Here is a 25,709-nt window from a genome sequence, read left to right on the forward strand (position 1 = left end):
CGGCTCCGGGACGGCGCGTTCCATCGTTCCAAGGCACCGGACGGGAGGCCCGCCCTCCGTCGCGCAGACCGGGGCCGGACCGGTGTCGGCCCACGCCCGGTACCGGGCGCTGGCAGTCAGGCCAGGGTCAGAGCCGTGCGCCGGCCATGCTGCCCGCGATGCCGAGCACGACGAGGGCGACGATCGCCCAGCCGTGGACCCGGTGCACGATCGGCGCCGCGGTCACGGTCGCCGGGGGAGCACCGACGTGCTCGACCGGTGCGGGTACCCGCGCGCGGATCTCGTCGGCCGCAGCGGCGACGCTGACCGGCACCGGGCCTCCTGGCTGGTCGATCGCGAGCCGTGCCGTCGGGCGCGGTGCGATCCAGACCCGCTGTTCACCCTGGTCGGTGACGATCTCGAGTCCGTACTTCGACCGAACGTCTTGCACGCGCCGCCACGCGAAGCGGGTGGTGCGTCGGACGTCGACGACGACGAGCTCGTCCTCGGTGAGCTCGATGCGCGGTCGCCAGAGCACGACCCAGGCGAACCAGGCGGTGAAGAGGGACGGCACCGGGACCAGCCACGCGGCACGCAGGCCGTTCGCGACCAGGCCGATGACGACGAGGGCGACGGCGACGGCCCAGAGGACGAGGGCGAGGCGGCGCATGTTCGTCGCGACGATCCGGGTGGGCATGGGTCCAGCGTAGGAGACCACCGGTCAGCGGAGGTCAACGCCTCATTCGACGAGCTGCTCGATCTGGGCGCGGATGGTCTCGGCACGCGGGAACCGGACGCCGACCAGGCCGACGTGTCGCCAGCGCAGCAGGCCGTCCTGACCGATCACGAACACCGAGCGGCGGAGGCCGAGACCGGGGACGCGCACGCCGTAGGCGCGGATCACGTCACCGCTGACGTCGGAGAGGAGCGGGAAGGTGAGGGACGCGTCGCGAGCGAAGTCCTCGTGCGAGTCGAGTCCCTGCGGGCTGATGCCCCACACCACGGCGCCGAGGTCGCGGAAGTCGTCGAGCTCCTGCTGGTACGAGCAGAGCTGCGCGGTGCAGACGGGGGTGGCGTCGCCGGGGTAGAAGGCGAGGACGACGGGACGGCCGACCTCGGCAGCGAGCGTGTACTCGCCGTCGGTGCGGAGACCGTCGCGGACGATCATGCCGGGCAGGGTGAAGCCCGGTGCCGCGGAACCGGTCTCGGGGATGGCCATCCGGCAACAGTACGGTCCGGGCTGGTGGCGGAGCGTGGACCGCACTGTGGAAGTGCTGCGAGGGCGCACACCGGTCCGGCCGGGACGACGAGAGGGGCCGGACGCAGTGCGCCCGGCCCCTCCTGGTGTCCGTCGGTGGCTACTTGGTGAAGCCGACCTTCGTCCAGTCGATGTTCTGCGCCCCCGCGAACGCGCCGTAGTTGGCGAGCTTCGGGTTCTGCGCGACGAGCGCGGGCTTCGCGGTGATCGGCATCGAGTGTCCGATCGCCCAGACCTGCTTGTCGATCTTGTTCCAGATGACGTTGGCCTTGTCGGAGTCCGGCTCGGACAGGGCCTGCTTCGTCAGGGTGTCGATCGCACTCGAGCTGACGCGGCCGTAGTTCTGGCCGGTGGCACCCGACGTGTAGATCGTCGCCGAGCTGGAGTGGAAGCCGGTGCCGCCCCAGACGAAGATCGTCATGTCGTAGTTGCCGGGGGTGACGTACTGCTCGAAGAAGTCGTCGGTGGCGACCGACTTCAGGGTGAGCTTGACGCCGATCTCCTTCAGCTGCTGCTGCATGACCTGCGCCAGCTGCTGCGAGGTGGGGGCACCGGACGGGATCGTGATGGCGATCGCCAGCTGCTTGCCGCCCTTGGTGCGGTAGGTGCCGTCGGTCTTCCACCCGTCGTCGTCGAGCAGCTTCTTCGCCTTGGCGACGTCGAAGTCGGCGTTCGGGTTGACGTTCGACTTGTAGCCCTTGTCGGTGGACAGGAACAGGTGGTTGTCGAGCGTGCCGAGCTTGTACGGCAGCGTGCCGCCGATGACCTGGGCCAGGGCGCTGCGGTTCACCGCGTGCTGGATCGCGAGCCGGAGCTGCTTGTCCTTGAGCAGGCCGTTCGTCGAGAAGTCGACGTGCGTGTACTGCGCGGACGTCGAGGCGAGGATCTTCGTGTTCTTCGCGTTCTTCACCCGGTCGAAGCGCTCCGACGTCGTCGTGAGGACGGAGTCGATCTCCTTGTTGAGGTACGCGTCCACGTCGGCGTTGCCGTCCAGGGAGCGGAAGATCACCTGGTCGAGCTTCGGCTTGTCGCCCCACCAGTTGTCGTCCGGCTTCATCGTGACGGTGCCGGCGGTCTCGTTGAGGTCCGTGATCTTGTACGGGCCGGACGACACCGGGACCTTGCCCTTGTAGCCGTTGTTGAACTGCTCAGGCGTGCTGGTCTGGCTGGCCGGGTACAGCGGGCTGAAGAGCGACTTCCAGTCCGAGAACGGGGTGCCGAACTTGACCACGACGTCCTTGTCGGTGGCGCCCTTGGTCACGGAGTCGATGTCCTCGTAGCCGGTCGAGCCGGCGATCAGGTAGGACTTGTCCGTGCCGTTGGTGGTCTTCCACTCGTTCTCGAAGTCACGCCAGGTGATCTCCGAGCCGTCGCTCCACTTGGCCGCGTCGTTGATCGTGTACGCGATCGTCAGCGGGTCGTCGCTGGTCACCTCGGCCTTCGACACGTAGTCGGTGTTCAGCGTCGGAGCGCCCTTGCCGTCGATCGTGTAGATGTACGGCATCGTGGCCTGCTCGATGGTGTTCGCGTCCACGAGAGGACCATCGACCTCGTTGTAGTTCCACTGCGAGATCCACTGCGAGATCGGCAGACGGAGCGTGCCGCCGTCCTCGAGGTCCGAGGCGGGCTTCGCGTTGATCTGGGCCGAGGTCGGCAGTGTCTTCTTGCCGGAGTCGTCGGAGCCGGAGCTCGAGCCGGACCCACCCGACCCGCCGGAACAACCGGTCACGGCGAGTGCGATCCCGGCGAGGGCCGCCGTCACCGCGAGGAATTTCCTGTGCTTCATGTGGTTCCCCTCTGGAAGTTGTCGTTGAGCCTAAGGCCCTCCAGCGGGGGTGGTGGGCATTTCCCGTATCCGAAGTACTTTCGTTACCAGGCCGGCTGGGACATGACATGTGCCGGAAACAAACGAGGCTCTATGGTGGCCTCCATGATCCGCTTCCTGGCGCGTCGATTCGTGTACTACGTCGTGCTCGTGTTCCTCGCGACCTCGCTGACCTACTTCCTGGCGTCAGCGACGTTCAGCCCCCGTTCCGTCTACGCGCAGCGGAACCCCGCGCCGTCGGCGCAGGTCATCGACGCCAAGCTCGACGACATCGGCGTCAACGACAAGACCCCCGTGGTGATCCGCTACACGCACTGGCTCGACGGCGTCGCGCACGGCGACCTCGGCCAGACGATCCAGGACCGCTCGGTGAACGAACAGTTCTTCCCGCGCCTCGGGGTGAGTCTGCGGCTGCTGCTCGTCGGGTCGGTCGCGGGGATCGTGCTCGGTGTGCTCGTCGGTGTCTGGAACGCGATCCGGCAGTACAAGATCTCCGACCGGGTGAGCGCGGCGATCTCGATCGTGCTGTTCTCCACCCCTGTCTTCCTGACCGCCGTCTTCCTGAAGATCGGTGCGACGAAGCTCAACCAGGACGCGGGCAGCCAGCTCATCAACTTCACCGGGGAGGCGACGCCCGGACTGGACGGCTCCGCCTGGACGCTGCTGGTGGACCGCGGCGCGCACCTGCTGCTGCCGACCATCTCCATCGCCGTGGGGCTCATCGCCATCTACAGCCGGTACCAACGGGCGACGATGCTCGACGTGCTCGGTTCGGACTTCCTCCGGACGGCGCGGGCGAAGGGGCTCACGCGGGGTCGCGCCACGTTCCGGCACGGCCTGCGCACCGCCTTGATCCCGATGACGACGTTGTTCGCGTACGGGTTCCTCGGCATCCTGACCGGGGCGACCCTGACCGAGAAGATCTTCGCGTGGAACGGGCTCGGCTCGTGGTTCATCGACGCGGTCAACAACAACGACGTGAACGTCGTGACGGCGTACACGCTGTTCGCCGCGGTGGTGGTGCTGATCGCCGGGTTCCTCGCCGACATCGCCACCGCTGCGCTGGACCCGCGCGTCAGGAGGGCTTGACATGACCGACACCCGGATCGAACCCGTCGACCCGTCGCTCGTCGCGCGGAGCGACACGCCGGCCCGACCGACGCGGCAGGGCAACCGCTTCCTGCAGACCACGCGACGGCTCTTCATGAACCGCGGCGCGGGCATCGGCGTCGTCGTCGTCCTCGTGCTCTTCGCGTTCGCCTTCATCGGCCCGCTGGTGAGCCCGTGGCAGTACTCCCAGATCGACTACACGTCGTTCACCCGACCGCCGAGCGCCGCGCACTGGTTCGGCACGAACGGCATCGGCCAGGACGTCTTCGCGCAGACCGCCCGCGGCATGCAGAAGAGCCTGCTCATCGGGCTGCTCGTCGCCGTGTTCTCGACCGCGATCGCAGCGATCACGGGTGCGGCCGCCGGCTACTTCGGCGGCTGGGTCGACCGCCTCGTGATGTTCTTCGTCGACATGCTGCTCGTGCTGCCGTCGTTCCTCATCATCGCCATCATCAGCCCTCGCATCCAGAACGCCGGGTGGATCGTCCTGGTGGTCCTCATCACGGTCTTCGGCTGGATGATCACGGCCCGCGTCGTCCGTGCGATGACCCTGTCGGTCAAGGAGCGCGAGTTCGTGCGGGCGGCCCGCTACATGGGGATCGGGCCCTTCCGGATCATCTTCCGGCACATCCTGCCGAACGTGGCCTCCTTCCTCATCATCGACGGCACGATCCAGGTCGCGACCGCGGTGCTCGGTGAGACGACGCTGAGCTACTTCGGCTTCGGCGTGCAGGCACCCGACGTCTCGCTCGGCACCCTGATCGCGCAGAACCAGGACAGCGCCCTGACCAGCCCGTGGCTGTTCTACTTCGCAGCCGGCGCGCTGGTCGTCTTCGCGATCGCGGCGAACCTGATCGGCGACGGTCTCCGTGACGCGCTCGACCCGACCTCGACGACCGGCAAGCGCGAGAAGCGCAACCGCCGTCGTGACCAGAACCAGGCGGCCGTGGACGTGGCCGCGTTGAACACACAGGCCGGCTCCGGCGCATGACCGCCGAACTGACGACCGGGGAAGCAGCATGAGCACCATCACGAACGGGTCGGCCACGGGGTCGACCACCACCGCCGAGCCGATCCTGCGGGTGCGCGACCTGCACGTCCGCTTCCCGACGCCGCGAGGGACGGTGCACGCGGTGCGCGGTCTCGACCTCGAACTCCGACGCGGCGAGGTCCTCGGCATCGTCGGCGAGTCCGGGTCCGGCAAGTCGGTGACGAGCCTGGCCGTCCTCGGACTGCTGCCGGACACCACGAAGGTCACCGGCTCCGTCGAGCTCGACGGCGAGGAGCTGATCGGCCGTTCGGACAAGCAGATGAGCCGGCTCCGGGGCGACAAGGTGGCGATGGTCTTCCAAGACCCGCTGTCCGCCTTCACGCCCGTGTACACGATCGGCGACCAGATCGCCGAGACCGTCCGGCTGCACCGCGGCGCCTCGAAGGCGGAGGCCCGGGCCCGCGCGATCGAGCTCCTCGGACTCGTGGGGATCCCCGAACCCGCCCGCCGCGTCGACGCCTTCCCGCACGAGTTCTCCGGCGGCATGCGGCAGCGCGCGATGATCGCGATGGCGATGGCGAACGACCCCGACGTGATCCTGGCGGACGAGCCCACCACGGCGCTCGACGTCACGATCCAGGCGCAGATCATCGAGGTGCTGCGGACCGCGCAGCGCGAGACCGGTGCCGCGCTGGTGTTCGTCAGCCACGACCTCGGTGTCATCGCGGGCATCGCCGACCGGATCGCCGTCATGTACGCCGGTCGGATCGTCGAGACGGCCACCGCCGAGGAACTGTTCGCCCGTCCGCGCATGCCGTACACGATCGGGCTCATCGGCGCGCTCCCGCGGCTCGACGCCACCGACCGGTCGCCGCTCGTGCCGATCCCCGGGTCGCCGCCGTCGCTCATCGGCCTGGCGGACGCCTGCCCCTTCGCGGCGCGCTGCCCGCTCGTCAGCGAGGTCTGCCGGTCGACCGAGCCGGTCCTCGAACCCCCGGCGGGCATCGACGACCCGGCGCACCCCTCGCACGCCGGCGGACACTCGGCGGGGCACACCGCCGCGTGCCACCGCACCGCCGAGGTCGCCGCCGCGCACGCGGACGCCGGCCGGATCTTCACGCTGCCCGTCATCCCCGAGCACGCCGCATCGACCGACGCCGCCCGCACCGACCGCGAACCCGTCGTGCACGTCGAGGGCCTGACGAAGACGTTCCCGCTCGTCAAGGGGGCCGTCTTCCGTCGGAAGGTCGGTGACGTCTACGCCGTCGACGGGGTCGACCTCGACATCCGCCGTGGCGAGACCCTCGGGCTCGTGGGGGAGTCCGGCTCCGGCAAGTCGACCACGCTGCACCAGCTGATGGACCTCGAACGGCCCGAGGCCGGCACCGTCGAGCTGTTCGGCGAATCGCTCGCGGACGCCACGGCCCGTGGGGCTGCTGGCACGCGGGCGCTGCGGCAGCGCATCTCGATGGTCTTCCAGGACCCCTCCGCCAGCCTCGACCCGCGCATGTCCGTCTACGACGTCGTCGCGGAACCGCTCCGCGCGATCGGCGCCCCGGCATCGCGCATCGAGGAGCGGGTGCCGGAACTGCTCGGACTCGTCGGCCTGCAGGCCGCTGAGGCCGACCGCTACCCGCACGAGTTCTCCGGCGGTCAGCGGCAGCGCATCTCCATCGCGCGCGCACTCGCGGTGGAGCCCGACCTCGTCGTGCTCGACGAGCCCGTCTCCGCCCTCGACGTGTCGATCCAGGCCGGGGTGCTCAACCTGCTCGCCGAGCTCAAGGCGCGCCTCGGGCTCTCGTACCTGTTCGTGTCACACGACCTGTCGGTGATCCGTCACGTCGCCGACCGCGTCAGCGTCATGTACCTCGGTCGCACGGTCGAGGAGGGCGCCGTCGACGAGGTGTTCGAACGCCCGATGCACCCCTACACGGCGGCGCTCATGTCGGCGGTGCCCGTGCCGGACCCGGTCGTGGAGCGGTCGCGCACGACGATCCTGCTGCCGGGCGACCCGCCCAGCCCGACCGAGCGTCCCACCGGCTGCCGGTTCCGCTCGCGCTGCCCGCTGTACGCGGTCCTGCCCGAGGCGGAACGCCGCCGCTGCGAGGAGGACACACCGGAGAAGGCGCCGCGTCGCGGCGAGGACGTCGACCACCGGGCGGCCTGCCACTACCCGGAGAAGGTCGCGTCGATCGCGGCCTAGCCACGCATCGCCACAGGAGGCTGTGCGCACGACGTGCGCACAGCCTCCTATCCGTCCCTGGTCCGGTGGCCCACCGGGCCCGGCGTGCGCGAGGACCGACAGTCGGCGCGGACGGGGCGTCAGGAGAAGAGCGCGGGGAACGCGTGCGCGACCCACGGGTACCCGACGAACACGGCGGCGTCGAGCAGGCAGTGCGTGACGATGAGCGGCATCAACCGGCCCCACTTCGTGTAGATCCAGCCGAACACGACGCCCATCACGGCGTTCCCGACGAACGCGCCGAAGCCCTGGTACAGGTGGTAGCTCCCACGGAGGACGGCCGTGGACAGGATGACCTGCCAGCGGCCCCAGCCGATCTCGCCGAGGCGGGCGTAGAGGTACCCGATCACGATGACCTCCTCCTGCAGCCCGGACCGGATCGCCGAGAGCAGCAGGACGGGGACCGTCCACCAGTACGAGCCGAGCGCCGCCGGGTCGACGTCCACCGTGAACCCGAGCGCGCGACCGGTGAAGTAGAGCGCGAGCCCCGGGATCCCGATGCACAGCGCGATGAGCACCGGGCCGCCGAGGTCGGGCTTCACCCGGAAGCGGTCGATGCCCAGGCGGGACAGGTGCGGGCGCCGCGCACTCCAGAGGAGGTAGCAGACCAGCGCGACCGGGGCCAGGTCCACCGCGATGCCGACGAGCTGCCGCGCCAGGTCGACGTACTGCACGGTGGTCGTCGACGAGTTGAGCGCCGTGGACTGCTGTCCGAGCGGGGTCGTCTGCGACAGGTCGTCGATGATCTGGAGCACCGAGTACAGCGCGCTGCCGCCCAACGAGAGCATCAGGACGATCGTGATCTCGATCCACGTTCGCCGTCGGCTCATCTGGGGTACTCCTGTCGGTTGCGAACTACCGGTAGACTGGCGTGTCGGGCGTTCTGCCCACGGGCGCGGTGCCGACCAGACAGAGTCTGGTCACCAGCTGGCCCGACACTCTCCCAGCAATTGAAGGATGTCCTGTATGGCGCTCGCCACCCGGTCCGACCTGCGCAACGTCGCCATCGTGGCACACGTCGACCACGGCAAGACCACCCTCGTCGACGCGATGCTCACGCAGACCAACTCGTTCGACGCCCACTTCGAGGGCGAAGACCGCATGATGGACTCGAACGACCTCGAGCGCGAGAAGGGCATCACGATCCTCGCGAAGAACACGTCGGTGCTCTACAACGGCAAGCACGCGAGCGAGTTCGGCTCCGAGGGTCCCATCACGATCAACGTGATCGACACCCCGGGCCACGCCGACTTCGGTGGTGAGGTCGAGCGCGGCCTCTCCATGGTCGACGGTGTCGTGCTGCTCGTCGACGCCTCCGAAGGTCCCCTGCCCCAGACCCGCTTCGTGCTCCGCAAGGCGCTCGCCGCCAAGCTCCCGGTGATCCTGCTCGTCAACAAGACGGACCGGCCCGACTCCCGCATCGACGACGTCGTGTCCGAGTCGCAGGACCTGCTGCTCGGCCTGGCCTCCGACCTGTCGGACGAGGTCGACGACCTCGACCTCGACGCCATCCTCGACGTCCCCGTCGTCTACGCCTCCGGGCGCAACGGCGCCGCGTCGCGCAACAAGCCGGCCGACGGCACGCTGCCCGACAACGACGACCTCGAGCCGCTGTTCCAGGCGATCCTGCAGCACGTCCCGGCGCCGAAGTACGACGACGAGCACCCGCTGCAGGCACACGTCACGAACCTCGACGCGTCCCCGTTCCTCGGCCGCCTGGCGCTGCTGCGCATCTTCCACGGCGAGATGAAGAAGGGGCAGACGGTCGCCTGGGTCAAGCACGACGGCACCGTCGTCAACGCCCGCATCACCGAGCTCCTCATCACCAAGGCGCTCGACCGCTACCCGGCTGAGTCCGCGGGCCCCGGTGACATCGTCGCCGTCGCTGGCTTCGACACGATCACCATCGGTGAGACCCTGACCGACCCCGAGGACGTCCGGCCGCTGCCGACCATCACGGTCGACGACCCGGCGATCTCGATGACGATCGGCACGAACACCAGCCCGCTCGTCGGCAAGGTCAAGGGCCACAAGCTGACCGCCCGCATGGTCAAGGACCGCCTGGACCGCGAGCTCGTCGGCAACGTCTCGCTCAAGGTCGTCGACATCGGCCGTCCCGACGCGTGGGAGGTCCAGGGCCGTGGTGAGCTCGCGCTCGCCATCCTGGTCGAGCAGATGCGTCGCGAGGGCTTCGAGCTCACCGTCGGCAAGCCCCAGGTGGTCACCCGTCGCGACGAGAACGGCAAGCTCCAGGAGCCGTTCGAGCACATGACCATCGACGTGCCGGAAGAGTACCTCGGCGCCGTCACGCAGCTCATGGCCGCACGCAAGGGCCGCATGGAGAACATGACGAACCACGGCACCGGCTGGGTGCGCATGGAGTTCATCGTCCCGGCTCGCGGCCTGATCGGTTTCCGGACCTCGTTCCTGACCGAGACCCGCGGCACCGGCATCGCCAACGGCATCTCACACGGCTACGGCGACTGGGCCGGCCCGATCCAGACCCGCATCAACGGGTCGATCGTCTCCGACCGGTCGGGTGTCGTGACGCCGTTCGCGATCACGAACCTGCAGGAGCGCATGACGTTCTTCGCCGCCCCGACCGAAGAGGTCTACGAGGGCATGGTCGTCGGCGAGAACTCGCGCGCCGACGACATGGACGTCAACATCACGAAGGAGAAGAAGCTGACCAACATGCGTCAGTCGACCTCGGACACCTTCGAGTCGATGACGCCGCCCCGTCAGCTGTCACTCGAGGAGTGCCTCGAGTTCGCCCGCGAGGACGAGTGCGTCGAGGTCACCCCGGGTGCCATCCGCATCCGCAAGGTCGAGCTCGAAGCGGGTGCGCGCCAGCGCTCCTACGCGAAGCTCAAGCGCCAGGACGCGTAGCGGGACAGCACCCTCAGGAGGCCCGCCCTCCGTCCGACGGCCCGGTCACCTCGAACGAGGTGGCCGGGCCGTCGGCATGTCCGCCACGTCGGTGTCGGTCTGGGCGTCGGCGCCGGGAGATACGGTGGACGGGTGACCCTCGACCTCCTCTCCCTGTACCAGGACCTGCACGCCCACCCCGAGCTCGGCTTCCAGGAGCACCGCACCGCCGGCATCGTCGCGTCCGAGCTGGAGCAGCTCGGGCTCGACGTCACCACCGGCGTCGGTGGCACGGGTGTCGTCGGGGTCCTGGCGAACGGCGAGGGCCCGGTCGTCTGGCTCCGCGCCGACATGGACGGCCTGCCGGTCGAGGAACGCACGGGGCTGTCGTACGCCAGCACCCACCGCGGTGTCGACGAGACCGGCGCCGAGGTCCCGACGATGCACGCCTGCGGTCACGACATCCACGTCACGTGGCTGCTCGGGGCGCTCGAGCGGCTCGTGGACACGCGCGGGGAGTGGTCGGGCACGGTCGTGGCGGTGTTCCAGCCGGCCGAGGAGGTCATCTCGGGTGCCCGCGCGATGCTCGAGGACGGTCTGGTCGAGCGCTTCTCCACGCCCGACGTGGTCCTCGGCCAGCACTCGGCGCCGATCCCGGTCGGCACGGTCGCGGTCGGCTCCGGCGCGGTGATGGCGTCGAGTGACCGCTTCACGGTGACGTTCAACGGGCGTGGTGCACACGGGTCCGCCCCGCAGGCCTCGCTCGACCCGATCGTCACCGCGGCGTCGGCAGTGGTCCGCCTGCAGACCGTCGTCTCGCGAGAGGTCGGCCCGAACGACGCCGGTGTCGTCACCGTCGGCAGCTTCCACGCCGGTACCCGGCCGAACATCATCCCCGACACGGCCGTCATCGAGATCTCCACCCGCGCCCGCAACGAGGACACCCGCGCGCGGATCGTCGCCTCGATCGAGCGCATCGTCCGCGCCGAGAGCGAGGCCGGCGGGCTGTCGGCACCGACCATCGAGCGGGCTCCGGGCGCTGACGTGCTCGTCAACGACGCCGAGCAGGCCGCCCGCGTCCTCGAAGCCGTCACAGCCGTCGTGCCGAGGGCCCTCGACCTGGAGTCCGGGCTCGCCATGGCGTCCGAGGACGTCGGCCAGCTCGCCACCGCAGCCGGCGTGCCCCTCGTGTACTGGTTCACCGGGATCACCGACCCCGGGCTGTTCGAGCGTGGCGAGGACATCCCGAGCAACCACTCGCCGTTCTACGCGCCGCAGGCGGAGACCGCCATCCCGGTGGGTGTCGACGCGTTGGTCGCGGCCACGCGCGCGAACCTGCGCTGACGACTGCACCGGACTGGAGGCCCTGGTCGGCCCATGCAGTGACGTGACACTCCCAGGGAACTCAGGCCGAGCCTCCCACCCGATGGATTACGGTCAGCGCATGCGCAACCGGATGACGACTCCCATCGTGGCCGCCGTGACGGCCGGCATCGCCCTGGCCGGCCTGACGGGCTGCTCCGCGGACTCTGTGAAGCAGGCCACCGACCTCGGGTCCTCGGTCGCGTCCGACGTCAGCGAGGGCGTGCGGAACATCGACGGGTCCTCGATCGAGCAGGGCATGGCGAACGTCGCCGGCGGTATCGACGGCGCCCTCGACACCGCGCTCAAGGGTGCGAACGTGACGTCCGACGGCAAGGTGCCGGACGGCTTCCCGGCGTCGGCCGTGCCGCTCGTGGACGGCACGGTGCTCGGTGGTGGCACCGGTCCGAACGGCTCCGGCTGGGTCGTGCAGGTCGAGACCCCGAGCGTGGACGACTTCGGTGCTGCGGCGCAGCAGTTGACGGACGCTGGGTTCACCGAGTCGGCCAAGCGTGCGGACAGCTCGAGCGCCTTCGGGATCTTCCGGAGCGACGACCACCGGCTGGTGCTGACGTTCTCGAAGTCCGACGGCGGCGCGACGGCCACGTACATCGTCACGCCGCGCTAGCCGCGCGGGGCCGTCCCGTACCCTTGCACTGATGTCGAACGCCCCCGTGACCCGCCCTGAGCGCGTCCTCTTCGTGCACGCCCACCCCGACGACGAGACCCTGGCGTCCGGCGGCACCATCGCCACGCTGCTCGAGCTCGGCGCCGAGGTGACGGTGCTCACCGCGACCCGTGGCGAACGCGGCGAGATGCTGACCCCGGCGCTCGCGCCGCTGGCGGGGGACGGGCCACGGGTGGCTGCGCACCGCGAGCGGGAGATCGCTGCCGCACTGGCGGCCCTCGGTGGGCCGGCGCACCTCTGGCTCGGGGGAGCCGGTGCCCGTCCGACCGACCTGCCGGCGCGTCGGTACTCCGACTCCGGCATGCAGTGGGGCCCCGACGGCCGTGCGGTCGCCGCCGACGACGCCCCTGCCGACTCGCTCACCGCGGCCGACCTCGGCGAGGTCGTGGACGACGTGCGCGCCGCCATCCGGTCGACGATGGCCGACGCGGTGGTCAGCTACGCGGACGACGGCGGCTACGGTCACCCGGACCACGTGCGCGTGCACAACGCCGCCCGGTACGCCGCCCGTGCCGAGGACGTCCCCTTCTCGATGATCGTCGACCCCAGCTCCGGCGAGCAGGACGTCACCGTCGACGTGCAGCCCGTCCGGGCGAAGGTGCGCGCGGCGATCGAGCAGTACCGGTCGCAGGTCACGGTCGACCCCGCCGACCCGGCCGACCCGACGGCGCTCTCCTGGGTGATGCCGCACGGTGTCCGTCAGCACGCGCCGGCGGTCGAGGCCTTCCGCCACGACGCACCGCCCACGGCCCCCGCGCCGGAGACGTACGCGGAGATGACGCCGGCGGGCAAGGCGGCCGCGGTCGTCGTCGCCCTGGTGCTCGGGCTGCTCGCCGGTGGCCTCGGCACGGTGACGCACCAGCAGACGATCGGGGCGTTCCCGATCGGCCTCGTGCTGACCACGCTCATCGTCGTCGGGCTGACCGTCGGCGTGCGGCTGCTGTACCGCTCGCGGGCCATGGTGGCCGCGATCGGCATCGGCGTCATCGTCGCCACACAGGTCCTCGTGTCCGTCGGCGGACAGAGCTCGCCGCTCGTGCTCGCGAACACCGCCGGGTACGTGTGGACGTTCGGCCCGGCAGTCGTCGCGATGCTGGCGCTGGCGTGGCCCGACCTGTCCGCAGCGCGTGCCGCTGGACGGTCAGGGTCCTCCGCGCCTCGCGGGTAGACTCAGAGCCGCTCGTTTCCGAAGGGAGCACCCCGACCGTGACCTACGTGATCGCCCAGCCCTGTGTCGACGTCAAGGACCGTGCGTGCATCGACGAATGCCCCGTCGACTGCATCTACGAAGGCGACCGGTCGCTCTACATCCACCCCGACGAATGCGTCGACTGCGGTGCGTGTGAGCCCGTCTGCCCGGTCGAGGCCATCTACTACGAGGACGACCTCCCCGACCAGTGGGCCGACTACTACAAGGCCAACGTCGAGTTCTTCGAGGAGATCGGTTCGCCCGGCGGCGCCGCGAAGGTCGGTGTGATCCACCAGGACCACGCGGTCATCATGGCCGAGCCCGTCCGCGGCTGAGCCGAGACCCCTCGTGGCGCTCGACCTCCCCGACTTCCCCTGGGACCAGCTCGTCCCGTTCAAGCAGCGCGCCGTCGAGCACGAGGGCGGCATCGTCGACCTGAGCGTCGGCTCGCCGGTGGACCCGACGCCCGCGGTCGTCCGCACCGCACTGGCCGAGGCCACCGACGCCCACGCCTACCCGCAGGTCGCCGGCACCCCGGCGCTCCGCCAGGCCATCGCCGACTGGTACGGCCGTCGGCACGGCGTGCAGCTGACCGAGGACCAGACCCTGCCGACGATCGGCTCGAAGGAGTTCATCGCGGGCCTCGCGCTCTGGCTCGGCATCGGCCGCGGCGACACCGTCGTGTTCCCCGCGGCCGCGTACCCGACGTACGAGCTCGGGGCGGCCCTCGTCGGTGCCACGGCCCTGGCGTCGGACGACCCCGCCGCCTGGCCAGTGGGCACCAAGCTCGTCTGGCTGAACTCGCCCGGCAACCCCGATGGCCGCGTGCTCACCATCGAGGAGCTCCGCGAGGCTGTCGCCCGCGCTCGCGAACTCGGTGCCGTCATCGTCGGCGACGAGTGCTACGCCGAACTCGGCTGGGAACCGCCGTACGACACCACACCGACGCCGACCATCCTCGACCCGCGGGTCGTGGGGGACTCGGTCGAGGGCGTGCTCAGCGTGTACTCGCTCTCCAAGCAGTCGAACCTGGCCGGGTACCGCGCCGCGTTCGTCGCCGGGGACGCAGCCGTCCTGGCCGAGGTTCTCGCCGTCCGCAAGCACACCGGCATGATGCCGCCGCTGCCCGTGCAGCAGGCCATGGTCGTCGCGCTGCAGGACACCACGCACGTGCAGCAGCAGAAGGCGCGGTACCGTGCCCGTCGCGGCATGCTCCGCCGGGCGCTCGAGGGCGCCGGCTTCCGGGTCGACCACAGCGAGGCCGGGCTCTACCTCTGGGTGACGCGCGGCGAACCGGCGCTCGACACCGTGGCGTGGCTGGCGGACCGGGGGATCCTCGTCGCACCCGGCACGTTCTACGGCACGGCCGGGGGCGAGCACGTCCGCGTGGCCCTCACCGCGACCGACGAACGCATCGCCGCAGCCGCCCAGCGCCTGACCAGCGGGCACCGCCTCGGCGCCGACTGACATCCCGACTGTTCACCCGGCGTCTTCCGCAATCGTGGGTTCCCACCGGATCCCGAGCTGCCGGGTGTGCACGATCGACAGACGGCGCGATTAGGCTGTCAGCGTGACTGACACTGCCAATGACGCTCAGAAGACGGCCACACCGCCGACGACGCCCGTCCCCGTGAGTCCCGCCGAGGACCAGCACGGCGAGACCGCGACGCTGACGTACCCGGGTGGCAGTGCGGAGTTCCCGATCCTCCCGAGCGTCGACGGTGCCTCCACCGTGGACATCTCCACGTTCAAGAAGCAGACGGGGATGAACACCCTCGACTACGGCTTCGTGAACACCGGCTCGACGAAGAGCGCGATCACGTACATCGACGGCGACCAGGGGATCCTGCGCTACCGCGGGTACCCGATCGACCAGGTCGCCTCGAACTGCACCTTCCTCGAGGTCGCCTGGCTCCTCATCTACGGCGAGCTGCCCTCGGAGACCGAGCTCGCCGACTTCGACGCCCGCATCCGTCGCCACACGCTGCTGCACGAGGACCTCCGTCGCCTGTTCGACGCCCTCCCGCACTCGGCGCACCCGATGTCCGTGCTCTCGAGCGCCGTCAGTGCCCTGTCGACGTACTACGAGGACGACATGGACGTCGACGACCCCGAGAAGGTCGAGCTCCAGACCGTCCGGCTCCTCGCCAAGCTCCCGGTGATCGCCGCGTACGCGCACAAGAAGGCGATCGGGCAGGCCTTCCTCTACCCGGACAACTCGCTGTCGTTCGTCGACAACTTCCTGCGGCTGAACTTCGGCACCATGGCCGAGCCGTACCAGCCGAACCCGGTCCTCTCGAAGGCCCTCGACCGCCTGCTGATCCTGCACGAGGACCACGAGCAGAACGCCTCCACCGCCACGGTCCGCCTGGTCGGGTCGACGAAGGCGAACATGTTCGCGTCGATCTCCGCCGGCATCAACGCCCTGTACGGCCCGCTCCACGGTGGGGCGAACGAGGCCGTCCTCGAGATGCTCCAGCAGATCAAGGACTCCGGCGAGCCCGTGCAGCGCTTCGTCGAGCGGGTGAAGAACAAGGAGCGCGGCGTGAAGCTCATGGGCTTCGGGCACCGCGTCTACAAGAACTACGACCCCCGCGCGAAGCTCGTGAAGGAGTCCGCCGACGAGGTCCTCGAGTCGCTCGGCGTGCAGGACGACCTGCTCGACATCGCGAAGGAGCTCGAGCAGATCGCGCTCTCGGACCAGTACTTCATCGACCGCAAGCTCTACCCGAACGTCGACTTCTACACCGGCATCATCTACAAGGCGATGGGCTTCCCGCCGCGGATGTTCACGGTGCTGTTCGCCATCGGCCGCCTGCCCGGCTGGATCGCCCAGTGGCGCGAGCTCAACAACGACCCGCTGAACAAGATCGGGCGCCCGCAGCAGCTCTACGTCGGCTCGCCAGAGCGCGACCTCCCGCAGCGCTGACACAGCCCCACCCGGACGGCCCGGCCCACGACGCACTCGTGGCCCGGGCCGTCCGTCGTCGTGCTGCCCTTCCCCTGCTGAGGGCGGGTCCGCGCGCGTGCTCGCGCTCACGAAGTCGAACGGGCGAAATGCCGTGGTCACCTGGCGTCCGCACCCGACACTTCCGCCCGCCCGCTCGCGCACGCAGGCACGCACGCCGAGCGCTGGCCGTGCCTCCCGGATGAGCGGGCGGAATGCCGTGGTCGCCTCGCCCGCGCACCCAACGAATTCGCCCGCTCGCTCGTGCCCGCTCGCGCCAGGAGGCGCTGCGCCGGTCCGCCGGGCTCGCACCGAGCCTCCCGTCCGCACCGGCCCGGTCCGAGCCGACGCGGCGCTCAGCGAGCGGGCGGGATGCCGAGCCTTTACGTCCTGGCACCCTCCGATTCAGCCCGCTCGGCCAGAAGCACGACGGCCGGCCGAGTACGCGACCGACCGCCCGTCCGTCGAGCGGGCGAAGTCGCGGGGTGGCGTAGCGACGCACCACGGTGTTCCGCCCGTTCGGCGGCGGTGGGTGCCGGGAGGCGCGGTGCCGGCCCCGCGGAACGCCACAGGACCTCCTGCGGTCGCCCGCGGTGGTCGAGCGGGCGGAAGGAAGCGGTGCTCGGTCTCGCGCACGCTGGCATTCCGCCCGCTGGTCCGTGCGGGCGCTGGCCGGGCCGTGCGCGCTGCCGACCCGGCGTCGAGCGGGCGGGAACGGTGGGTCACGTCAGGAGCGCACTGCGGCATTCCGCCCGCTCGTCCGCAGCGCACGGAGCGCAGGCGGATGGCAGGCATGACGGACTGGAGGCCCGGGGGGCGGGGGGGGGGGGGGGGGCCCCCCCCCCCCCCCCGCCTCCCGATCGGCTCAGGCAACAAACCGACCAACGGAAGCCGCATGACCACAGTCCTCTACCTCACCCGGCGGGTGCTCCAAGCGCTCGTGGTGATCCTCATCGTCACGATCGTCGTGTTCTGCCTGCTGCACGCCCTGCCGGGCGGTCCCGCCCGCGGCGTGCTCGGCGTCTCCGCGACGCCGGTGCAGATCGCGGCGTTCAACCAGGCGCAGGGCCTCGACCAGCCGCTCCCCGTGCAGTACGTCCGGTTCCTCGGGCGTCTGCTCAGCGGTGACCTCGGCACGTCGTACACGCTCAACGAGCCGGTCTCGCAGCTCATCCAGGAGCGGCTCCCGAAGACCCTCGTGCTGACCGGCCTGTCCGCGGTCCTCGGGCTCGTCGTCGCGATCCCGATCGGGATGTGGCAGGCGGCCCGCCGCAACGGTGCGGTGGACTACACGGTCACGGCGCTCGCCTTCGTCTTCTACTCGACGCCGGCGTTCTTCCTCGGCCTGGTGCTCATCGTCGTGTTCAGCCAGCAGCTGCCGTGGCTGCCGTCGCAGGCGCCGAGCGGCACCACCCTCGCCGAGGTCTTCCAGGACCCGGCCGGCCTGGTGCTCCCCGTGCTGACCGGCGCGCTCGCGATGATCGCCGTGTTCAGCCGGTACATGCGGGCCTCGACGCTGGAGAACCTGCAGGAGGACTACGTCCGCACCGCCCGTGCCGGCGGGGCCTCCACCGCCACGATCCTGCGGCGGCACGTGTTCCGGAACTCGCTGACGCCCGTCGTCGCGATGCTCGGGTACTACCTGCCCGTGCTGTTCGGCGGCGCGCTCGTCACCGAGCAGCTGTTCAACTACCCCGGCATGGGCCTGCTGTTCTGGAACGCGGCGCAGTCCTCGGACTACCCGACGCTGCTCGGCTGCGTCCTCGTCATCTCGATCGCGACCGTCGTAGGCACCCTGGTCGCCGACGTCGCACAGTCGCTCATCGACCCTCGTGTGAAGGCGGACCGCGCATGACCCAACTTGCCCCGTCAGCCCCTGGCGCCCCGCTCATCGAGCCGGTCGCCGCGACCGGGTTCCGCCTGGCTGCCCGTCGCTTCTCGCACAACACCCTGGCGGTGATCGGCCTCGTCGTGATCGTCGTCATCGTGCTGTTCTGCTTCGTCGGCCCCTTCCTCTACCCGACCGACCAGACGCACACGCTCCTCGAGCAGGCCAACCAGCGCCCGAGCGGATTGCACTGGCTCGGCACCGACGCCGTCGGGCACGACGTCCTCGGCCGCCTGATGTACGGCGGCAAGGTCTCGCTCCTGGTCGGCATCGCCGCCGGGGTCCTGGCGACCGTCGTCGGCACGCTGTGGGGCTCGATCGCCGGGTACGTCGGCGGCTGGGTCGACGCCGTGATGATGCGCATCGTCGACGCCGGCATCGCGATCCCCGCGCTCTTCATCCTGCTCGTCATCTCCGCGATCACGACGCCGGGGGTCGCCGGGCTCATCCTCATCCTCGGCCTGGTGTCGTGGCTGGTGCCGTCCCGCCTGATCCGCGCCGAGACCCTGACGCTGAAGAACCGCGACTACGTGCTCACCCTGCGCGCGATCGGCGGCTCCCACGCCCGCGCCATCGGCAAGCACCTGCTGCCGAACTCGGTGTCCACGATCGTGGTCGCCGCGACGTTCCAGGTCGCCGACGCGATCCTCCTGGTCGCCTACGTCTCGTACCTCGGCCTGGGCGTCCAGCCGCCGGCGACGGACTGGGGCGGCATGCTCTCGGCGGGCCTCACCGCCGCCTACTCGGGACGCTGGTGGCTGATCGTGCCACCGGGTCTCGCCGTGATCCTCATCGTCTGCGCGTTCAACGCCGTGGGCGACGGACTGCGGGACGCCTTCGACGTGAGGGGCCGCGGATGACCGCCGACCAGATCCTCCGGATGACCGACCTCGGGGTCACCTTCAGCACCGAGTCCGGCACGGTCGACGCCGTCCGCGGCGTCTCACTGAGCGTTGCCCCAGGCGAGACCCTCGCGCTCGTCGGCGAGTCCGGCTCGGGCAAGTCCACGGTGGCGCTCGCCGCGATGGGCCTGCTCTCCGGCAACGCCACGGCCAGCGGCAGCGCCGTCGTCGACGGACACGAGGTCGTCGGCGCCGCCGAACCCGCCCTCCGTGGACTCCGTGGGCAGACGGTCTCCATGGTCTTCCAGGAGCCCGCGACCGCGCTCGACCCCCTCACCCGGGTCGGTGCGCAGATCGCCGAGGTCGTCCGGAACCACCGCTCGGTCTCCGCGTCCGAGGCCGCGGCAGCCGCCGTCGACCTGCTCGACCGCGTCGGCATCCCCGACCCGGCCGAGCGCGCGAAGGCGTTCCCGTTCCAGCTCTCCGGCGGCCAGCGCCAGCGCGTCGTCATCGCCATGGCCATCGCGAACAGCCCCGCGCTGCTCATCGCCGACGAGCCCACGACCGCACTCGACGTCACGGTGCAGGCAGAGATCCTCGAGTTGCTCCGCGCGCTCGCCGTGGACAGCGGCACCGGTGTGCTGCTCGTCACCCACAACATGGGCGTCGTCGCCGACTTCGCCGACCGGGTCGCGGTGATGCTCCAGGGCGAGATCGTCGAGACCGGCAGCGTCGAGGACGTCCTGCTCCGCCCGCAGCACGAGTACACGAAGCGTCTGCTCGCCGCGGTGCCGCGGCTCGACACCGCCGAGTCCGTGGCCGCGCGCGACCGTGCGGCGGCTCCCGTCGCACCCGTGGTCGCGTCCGACCCGGACGGGAGGCCCGACACGGCCCCGGTGGTCGACCTGCGGGACGTCTCGGTGACCTTCGGGCGCGGGGCGCGGGCGGTCCACGCGCTGAGCGGGATCGACGTCGCCGTGCACGCCGGGGAGACCGTCGGCCTGGTCGGTGAGTCCGGCTCCGGCAAGTCCACGGCGGCGCGCGTCGCCCTCGGGCTGATCAAGCCGAGCGGCGGTTCCGTGCACCTGTTCGGGCAGGACCTCCGCCGGATCCCTCGGCGCGACCGACGCTCGCTGCGGTCAGGCATCGGCGTCGTGCTGCAGGACCCCGTGGCCTCGCTCGACGCCCGGATGTCCGTGGCCGAGTGCATCGCCGAACCGCTCGCCGTGCACCGCCGGGGGACGTCCGCCGCGGACCGGCGGAAGCGCGTGGACGAGGTCCTCGACGCCGTGCGGCTGCCCCGGGCGCTGGCGTCCCGGGCGCCGCGTGAGCTCTCCGGTGGGCAGCGGCAGCGCGTCAGTCTGGCGCGGGCTCTGGTGCTCGAGCCCCGACTGCTCGTCGCCGACGAACCCACCTCGGCGCTCGACGTCAGCGTGCAGGAGGCTGTGCTCGACGTCCTCACCGAGCTGCAGGCCGAGTTCGGGTTCGCGTGCCTGTTCGTCTCGCACGACCTGGCCGTCGTGCAGCACTTCGCCGAGCGGGTCGTCGTGATGCGCCGCGGTGTCGTCGAGGAGCAGGGCACCACCGGCACGACGCTGCTGCACCCGACGACCGACTACACGCGTCGGCTGCTCGCGGCCGTGCCCGTGCCCGACCCCGTGCTGCAGCGGCAGCGGCGGGCCGAGCGGCTCGCCACCCTCGCGGCGGTGACCTCGTGACCCCGGTGCTCGCCGGCATCGACGTCGGCGGGACGAACACGAAGGTGGTCCTGGCGACCACCGAGCTCGAGGTGATCGACCGCCGCGACCTGCCGACGCCCGCCCATGCGGGCGGCGCGGCGATCGTGGACGCGGCACTCGGGGTGGTGACGGACCTGCTCGAGGTGCACCGAGCCTCCTTGGCGGGTGTCGGGGTGGGCGCGGCCGGCGTGGTCGACGCGACCACCGGCACCGTGCTCGTCACCGGCAACTCGTTCACCGGCTGGGCCGGGCACGGCGTGACCGCGCACGTGTCCGAGCGGCTCGGTGTGCCCGCGACCCTGGACAACGACGTCAACGCGTTCCTGCTCGGCGAGGTCGCTGCCGGCGCCGTCGTGGGGGAGCGTGACGTGCTCGGGATGACCCTCGGCACCGGGGTCGGCGGGGCCCTCGTGCTCGGGGGCTCGCTCTTCGCCGGACCCCGCGGTGCCGCCGGGGAGATCGGCCACGTGCCGGGCTTCGGCGACGGGCTCTGCACCTGCGGGCAGCACGGGCACCTCGAGACGATCGCGGCGGCGCGGGGCATGGCCGCCCGCTACGAGGCCGCGACCGGACGACGCCTGCCGGTGCACACGATCGCCGACGCCGCGCGTGCGGGTGACGCCGACGCGCTCTCCGTCTTCGACACCGCCGGGTGGGGGATCGCCCGGGGCATCCTGCTCACGGCGGGGATCCTCGACGTGACGACGGTCGTCATCGGGGGCGGGGTCGCCCGGGCCTGGGACCTGCTGTCCCCGGCGATCGCGGCGGCCATCGCTGCCGAGCCGCCCGTCAGCGGGGCGTCGATCCGGGTCGAGCCGTCGACGCTCGGCTCCGACGCGGTCGCCCTCGGGGCGGCGGCGCAGGTGCGGGCGCGGGTGCTGGCGGCCGTCGCTTAGGCGCGCATGCCGGCCAGCCCGCCGACGACGACGAGCCGAGTCTCGGCGTCCCGGACACAACTCGCGGCCGGCGTCGCGAGTTCTGTCCGCGGAGACGAGACTCGGCGGGCCCTGCCGCGGGTCAGCCGGCGGTCGGCGGCGGCAGGGGGAGCGAGTCACTCGTCGAGCGCAGCGACTCCTGGCGCAGTTCGAGCTGCGAGACCGCCAGCGCCGCCAGGTCGCGGAGGTTCGCCAGGTCGTCCTCGGTCGCCGTGCGCGGACGGGTGTCGAGCACGGCGAGGGTGCCGATCGCGGTGCCGTCGTGGCGGACCAGCGGCACGCTGACGTAGAACCGGATGCCGAGGGGGCCGGTGACGAGCGGGCTGTTCCGCATCTCCGGGTGCGCCGAGCCGTCGGGGATCACCACGGGGACGGGGACCGGGGCGAAGCCGTTCCGGAAGCTGATGTGGCGCGCGGACTCGTCGACGCCCTCAGCCAGGTGGGACTGCGACCACTCACGGTCCTCGTCGAGCACCTCGACCAGGGCGATCGGGGCGTCGAACAGGCGCGCGGCCATCGCCGTGGTCCGCTGCAGTGCCTCCTCCGGCAGGACGTCGAGCGTGGCCGGGTGCGAGCCCGTGGCGGGGCGCTGGCCGGTGCCGGCGCTCGGGCCCGTGCTGCGCGTCGTGTCCGTCGCCGTCGCGGGGGCCGCAGCGCCCGACGCCTCCGTGTCGACCACGCGGTCCTCGGCCGTGGTGTCCGCGATGACGACGTCGCGGAGCAGGGCGACCAGGGCCTCCCCGGTCGGTCGCTGCGCCGGCTCCCTGGCCGTCATCGCGGTCAGGGCGCGCTGCCAGTGCGTCGGCAGCGGTTCCGGCACGACGGGGTCCCGCGACAGCCGGGCGACCGCGGACTCGACGAGCGAGCCGGGGAACTCCCGCCGGCGGGTGAAGCACTGCAGCAGCACCAGGCCGAGCGAGTAGACGTCGCTCGCCGGACCGACGTCACCGCCGCGAGCCTGCTCGGGGCTGAGGTAGGCGGCCGTCCCCGTCGTCACGCCGTCGGCGGTCATTCGTTCGACGCCGTCGGCCAGCGCGATGCCGAAGTCCGTCAGCCGAGCCCGGGCGCGGTCGGCCCGGTTGCCGTAGTCGACGAGCAGGATGTTCGACGGCTTGATGTCACGGTGGACGACGCCCCGGTCGTGGATGTAGTGGAGCGCCTCGGCCATGTCGTACCCGACCTCGGCGATGTGCCGCGAGGCCAGTGGACCGAGCCCCAGGCGCTCCTCGAGGTCCTGCCCGTGCACGAGCGCCATCACGATGAACCGCTGCGGGGTGCCGTGCTCGTCCTCGACCACGCCGGCGTCGAGCAGGCTGACCAGGTTGTGGTGGTCGAGGGACGCCAGCACGCCCTGCTCGGCCTCCTGTCGCGCGATGTCGACGAGGCCCGGGTGGAAGACCTTCACGGCGACGGGCCGGTCGAGGCTCTCGTCGAGGGCGTCGTACACGACCGACATCCCGCCGCGGCCGATGACCGTTCGCAGCCGGTAGCGCCCGCCAAGGAGTGCGGCTGGCGCCTCCTGACCTTCCGTCATCATGCGTGCATCATCCCATCTGCGTCTTGACTGGGCGCGCGTTCGTCCCGAGCACGCGTCGAGCGATGCCCGTAGCATCGGGGACGTGGCCACCAGCGCAGCACCTGTCGTCCTCCTGACCGCGTTCGAGCCGTTCGGCGGTGCCGAGCGGAACCCCTCGTGGGACGCCGTCCAGGCCGTCGCCGAGTCGTGGGACGGCCCCGGCACCGTCGTCGTTGAGCAGCTCCCCGTCGTCTTCGCCGAGGTCCGCGCGGCCCTCGTCGCCGCGATCACCGAGCACCGCCCCGATCTGGTCATCGCGACCGGCGTCGCCGAGGGACGAGACGCCGTCACACCCGAGCGCGTCGCGGTGAACGTCGACGACGCCCGCATCCCGGACAACTCCGGCGCGCAGCCGATCGACGAGCCCATCGACCAGCGCGGGCCGGACGGCTTCCTGACGACCCTGCCCATCAAGCGCATCGTCCGTGCCGCGACCGAGGCCGGCGTCAGCGCAGCCGTCTCGAACACGGCGGGCACCTTCACCTGCAACCACGCCTTCTACGAGCTCATGTCGATCGCGGCGAACGAGTCCTTCCGCGCCGGGTTCGTGCACGTCCCCGCGACGCCGGAGTCGGCGACCGGAGACGTCCCGACGCTGCCGCTGTCCGAAATCGTCACCGCGCTCGAGGTCGCCGTGCGCGAGAGCCTCGACCCGGCGCCAGACGCGGTGCTGGTCGGGGGCGCCGAGCACTAGTCGACCGGCCCTGGTCAGGGTCAGCGGGCAGTGCCAGGATGCACTCGTGCTCGACGATGCAGACCGGGACCTCATGCGTGCCTTCGCACGCTTCCTCGACCACGCGAACGACCTCGCGGCGACGGAGCAGCGTGCCACGCTGACCCCGATCGGCGAGCGGCTCCGCGACCACCTCGGCGCCGACCCGCAGACCATCCCCGTGGTGACCGAGGAGCTGGCCGACCACCGACTGGTCGACGCCGACATCGCGCTCGACGAACTGACCGGCTCCGACCCGGACGCGCTCGTCGGCATCGCCGGGGACGACGGCCGCTTCCACAGCTCGATCAGCGAGTTCGTCGCGCACGCCCACACGCGGTGGTCCCTCGGCCCCGTGAGCTACGCCGCCCGTGCCACCGGCCCGGACACCACACGGCGGGTGGTGTCGTTCGGGCTGCGCCTGATCACCTTCGAGGGTGCGCCCGTCGTCGTGCTGCAGCGCGGCGCGAAGCCGGAGTACGGCCGGTCGAGCGCCACGCTCGAGGTGCTCGCCGTCGACCAGGACCTCGCCACGACCTTCCTGACCCGGGTCCGCGCGCTGATGATCGAGCGGAGCGTGCTGCGCGGCCAGGTGCTCTCGTTCGTCCAGTCGCAGTACGGCGCCGACGCCGGAGCGACCTTCCTGCGGCGCCCGGACACCACCGCGGACGACGTGGTGCTGGCCGACGGGGTGCTCGACGAGGTCGTCGCGCACGTCGTCGGGATCGGCGAACAGCGCGAGGCACTGCTCGCTGCCGGGCAGCACCTGAAGCGTGGGGTCCTGCTCTACGGCCCGCCCGGCACCGGCAAGACCCTGACGATCCGACACCTGCTGCACCGGACCGAGGGCGTCACCGCGGTGCTCCTGACCGGGTCGAGCATCGCCGCGATCGGTGCCGCGGCCGAGGTCGCCCGCACCTTCCAGCCGTCCATCGTCGTGCTGGAGGACATCGACATCGTCGCCATGGAGCGGGACATGACGCCCCAGCCGCTGCTGCTCGACGCGCTCGACGCGCTCGACGGTCTCGACGGGGACGCCGACGTGGCCTTCGTGATGACGACGAACCGGGTGTCGGTGCTCGAACGGGCACTCGCCGACCGGCCAGGACGAGTCGACCTCGCCGTGGAGGTCCCGCTGCCCGGCCTGCCCGAGCGGACGCGGTTGTTCCGTCGCTACGCGGGCGCGCTGCCGTTCTCCGACGAAGTCCTCGCGCAGGCGGCCGAGCGCGCCGAGGGCACGACGGGCTCCTTCGCGAAGGAGCTCATGCGGCGGAGCGTCCTCGGCGCGGCCATGCGGGGCGGAGAGCCCTCGGACGCCGACCTGCTCGACGCGCTCGAGTCCCTGCTCACGGCACGCTCGGCGCTCACGCGCAAGCTGCTCGGTACCCGCCGCGGCGACGACGACGGCATCGAGCCCGAGGACGTGGTCGACTTCGCGTTCGTCGCAGGCCAGGGCGAGCCCGGGTTCCCCGTGATCGTGCCCGCGGGGGCCCTCGACGCCCTCGAAGAGGACGACGACGACAGCCCGGTCCGCTGAGACCCGGCCCTTCCGACTCGT

Annotated in this window: 21 protein-coding genes; 16 read left to right on the plus strand and 5 right to left on the minus strand. The window is 71.1% G+C overall.

Annotated elements, in window-relative coordinates:
• Positions 1-127 precede the first annotated feature (127 nt).
• From ITJ54_RS15125 to ITJ54_RS15135, 3 genes are all read right to left on the minus strand, one after another.
• Complete coding sequence (locus ITJ54_RS15125) at positions 128-676, minus strand: PH domain-containing protein (protein ID WP_194629650.1); 549 nt, start codon at positions 674-676, stop codon at positions 128-130.
• Positions 677-718: 42 nt separating this feature from the next.
• Positions 719-1,198 carry a peroxiredoxin gene (locus tag ITJ54_RS15130; protein WP_194629652.1) on the minus strand — a complete coding sequence of 160 codons (480 nt, stop codon included), beginning with the start codon at positions 1,196-1,198 and terminating at the stop codon, positions 719-721.
• Positions 1,199-1,337: 139 nt separating this feature from the next.
• Positions 1,338-3,023, minus strand: coding sequence for an ABC transporter family substrate-binding protein (locus ITJ54_RS15135; protein ID WP_194629654.1), 1,686 nt, complete (start codon positions 3,021-3,023; stop codon positions 1,338-1,340).
• A gap of 144 nt (positions 3,024-3,167) precedes the next feature.
• On the opposite strand from ITJ54_RS15135, the gene ITJ54_RS15140 reads away from it, so the two are divergent.
• Genes ITJ54_RS15140 through ITJ54_RS15150 form a run of 3 tightly spaced genes read left to right on the plus strand, consistent with a single transcriptional unit; the run spans position 3,168 to position 7,366 of the window.
• Positions 3,168-4,151 (plus strand): ABC transporter permease, encoded by a 984-nt coding sequence (locus ITJ54_RS15140; protein ID WP_194629656.1) that lies wholly within the window; start codon positions 3,168-3,170, stop codon positions 4,149-4,151.
• A 1-nt stretch (position 4,152) separates the two neighbouring features.
• On the plus strand, positions 4,153-5,163 hold the full coding sequence (locus tag ITJ54_RS15145) for an ABC transporter permease (RefSeq protein WP_194629658.1): 1,011 nt from the start codon (positions 4,153-4,155) through the stop codon (positions 5,161-5,163).
• A 28-nt stretch (positions 5,164-5,191) separates the two neighbouring features.
• A complete protein-coding gene (locus ITJ54_RS15150; RefSeq protein WP_194629660.1) occupies positions 5,192-7,366 on the plus strand; it encodes an ABC transporter ATP-binding protein in 2,175 nt (724 codons plus the stop codon).
• A 119-nt stretch (positions 7,367-7,485) separates the two neighbouring features.
• On the opposite strand, the gene ITJ54_RS15155 is transcribed toward ITJ54_RS15150, so the two are convergent.
• Positions 7,486-8,235 carry a CPBP family intramembrane glutamic endopeptidase gene (locus tag ITJ54_RS15155; protein WP_194629662.1) on the minus strand — a complete coding sequence of 250 codons (750 nt, stop codon included), beginning with the start codon at positions 8,233-8,235 and terminating at the stop codon, positions 7,486-7,488.
• Positions 8,236-8,371: 136 nt separating this feature from the next.
• On the opposite strand from ITJ54_RS15155, the gene typA reads away from it, so the two are divergent.
• The 11 genes from typA (at position 8,372) to ITJ54_RS15210 (ending at position 21,824) form a co-directional block, all read left to right on the plus strand.
• A complete protein-coding gene (typA, locus tag ITJ54_RS15160; RefSeq protein WP_194629664.1) occupies positions 8,372-10,294 on the plus strand; it encodes a translational GTPase TypA in 1,923 nt (640 codons plus the stop codon).
• 132 nt (positions 10,295-10,426) lie between these two features.
• Positions 10,427-11,617 carry an amidohydrolase gene (locus ITJ54_RS15165; protein ID WP_194629666.1) on the plus strand — a complete coding sequence of 397 codons (1,191 nt, stop codon included), beginning with the start codon at positions 10,427-10,429 and terminating at the stop codon, positions 11,615-11,617.
• 100 nt (positions 11,618-11,717) lie between these two features.
• The gene (locus tag ITJ54_RS15170) at positions 11,718-12,263 is read left to right on the plus strand and encodes a hypothetical protein (protein ID WP_194629668.1); all 546 of its coding nucleotides are present in this window, start codon (positions 11,718-11,720) and stop codon (positions 12,261-12,263) included.
• Between the two features lie 31 nt (positions 12,264-12,294).
• On the plus strand, positions 12,295-13,491 hold the full coding sequence (locus tag ITJ54_RS15175) for a PIG-L family deacetylase (RefSeq protein WP_194629670.1): 1,197 nt from the start codon (positions 12,295-12,297) through the stop codon (positions 13,489-13,491).
• A 38-nt stretch (positions 13,492-13,529) separates the two neighbouring features.
• On the plus strand, positions 13,530-13,847 hold the full coding sequence (gene fdxA / locus ITJ54_RS15180) for a ferredoxin (protein WP_194629673.1): 318 nt from the start codon (positions 13,530-13,532) through the stop codon (positions 13,845-13,847).
• Positions 13,848-13,860: 13 nt separating this feature from the next.
• A complete protein-coding gene (dapC, locus tag ITJ54_RS15185; protein ID WP_194629675.1) occupies positions 13,861-14,979 on the plus strand; it encodes a succinyldiaminopimelate transaminase in 1,119 nt (372 codons plus the stop codon).
• 163 nt (positions 14,980-15,142) lie between these two features.
• Positions 15,143-16,441: a citrate synthase gene (locus ITJ54_RS15190; RefSeq protein ID WP_194629889.1), complete on the plus strand. Its 1,299-nt coding sequence runs from the start codon at positions 15,143-15,145 to the stop codon at positions 16,439-16,441.
• A 913-nt stretch (positions 16,442-17,354) separates the two neighbouring features.
• The gene (locus tag ITJ54_RS15195) at positions 17,355-18,314 is read left to right on the plus strand and encodes an ABC transporter permease (protein WP_194629677.1); all 960 of its coding nucleotides are present in this window, start codon (positions 17,355-17,357) and stop codon (positions 18,312-18,314) included.
• Positions 18,311-19,207, plus strand: coding sequence for an ABC transporter permease (locus tag ITJ54_RS15200; protein WP_194629679.1), 897 nt, complete (start codon positions 18,311-18,313; stop codon positions 19,205-19,207). Before ITJ54_RS15195 ends, ITJ54_RS15200 begins: the two co-directional genes overlap by 4 nt.
• Complete coding sequence (locus ITJ54_RS15205) at positions 19,204-20,907, plus strand: dipeptide ABC transporter ATP-binding protein (protein WP_194629681.1); 1,704 nt, start codon at positions 19,204-19,206, stop codon at positions 20,905-20,907. Before ITJ54_RS15200 ends, ITJ54_RS15205 begins: the two co-directional genes overlap by 4 nt.
• Positions 20,904-21,824, plus strand: coding sequence for an ROK family protein (locus ITJ54_RS15210; RefSeq protein WP_323741748.1), 921 nt, complete (start codon positions 20,904-20,906; stop codon positions 21,822-21,824). Before ITJ54_RS15205 ends, ITJ54_RS15210 begins: the two co-directional genes overlap by 4 nt.
• A 121-nt stretch (positions 21,825-21,945) precedes the next feature.
• On the opposite strand, the gene ITJ54_RS15215 is transcribed toward ITJ54_RS15210, so the two are convergent.
• Complete coding sequence (locus ITJ54_RS15215) at positions 21,946-23,400, minus strand: protein kinase domain-containing protein (RefSeq protein WP_194629683.1); 1,455 nt, start codon at positions 23,398-23,400, stop codon at positions 21,946-21,948.
• An 82-nt stretch (positions 23,401-23,482) separates the two neighbouring features.
• Here ITJ54_RS15215 and pcp point away from each other — a divergent pair, with 82 nt between their 5' ends.
• Both pcp and ITJ54_RS15225 read left to right on the plus strand, forming a co-directional pair.
• A complete protein-coding gene (pcp, locus tag ITJ54_RS15220; RefSeq protein ID WP_323741749.1) occupies positions 23,483-24,133 on the plus strand; it encodes a pyroglutamyl-peptidase I in 651 nt (216 codons plus the stop codon).
• Between the two features lie 46 nt (positions 24,134-24,179).
• The gene (locus ITJ54_RS15225) at positions 24,180-25,688 is read left to right on the plus strand and encodes an AAA family ATPase (RefSeq protein WP_194629688.1); all 1,509 of its coding nucleotides are present in this window, start codon (positions 24,180-24,182) and stop codon (positions 25,686-25,688) included.
• Positions 25,689-25,709: the final 21 nt, after the last annotated feature.

Source organism: Curtobacterium sp. VKM Ac-2865 (assembly GCF_015350905.1).
GTDB lineage: Bacteria > Actinomycetota > Actinomycetes > Actinomycetales > Microbacteriaceae > Curtobacterium.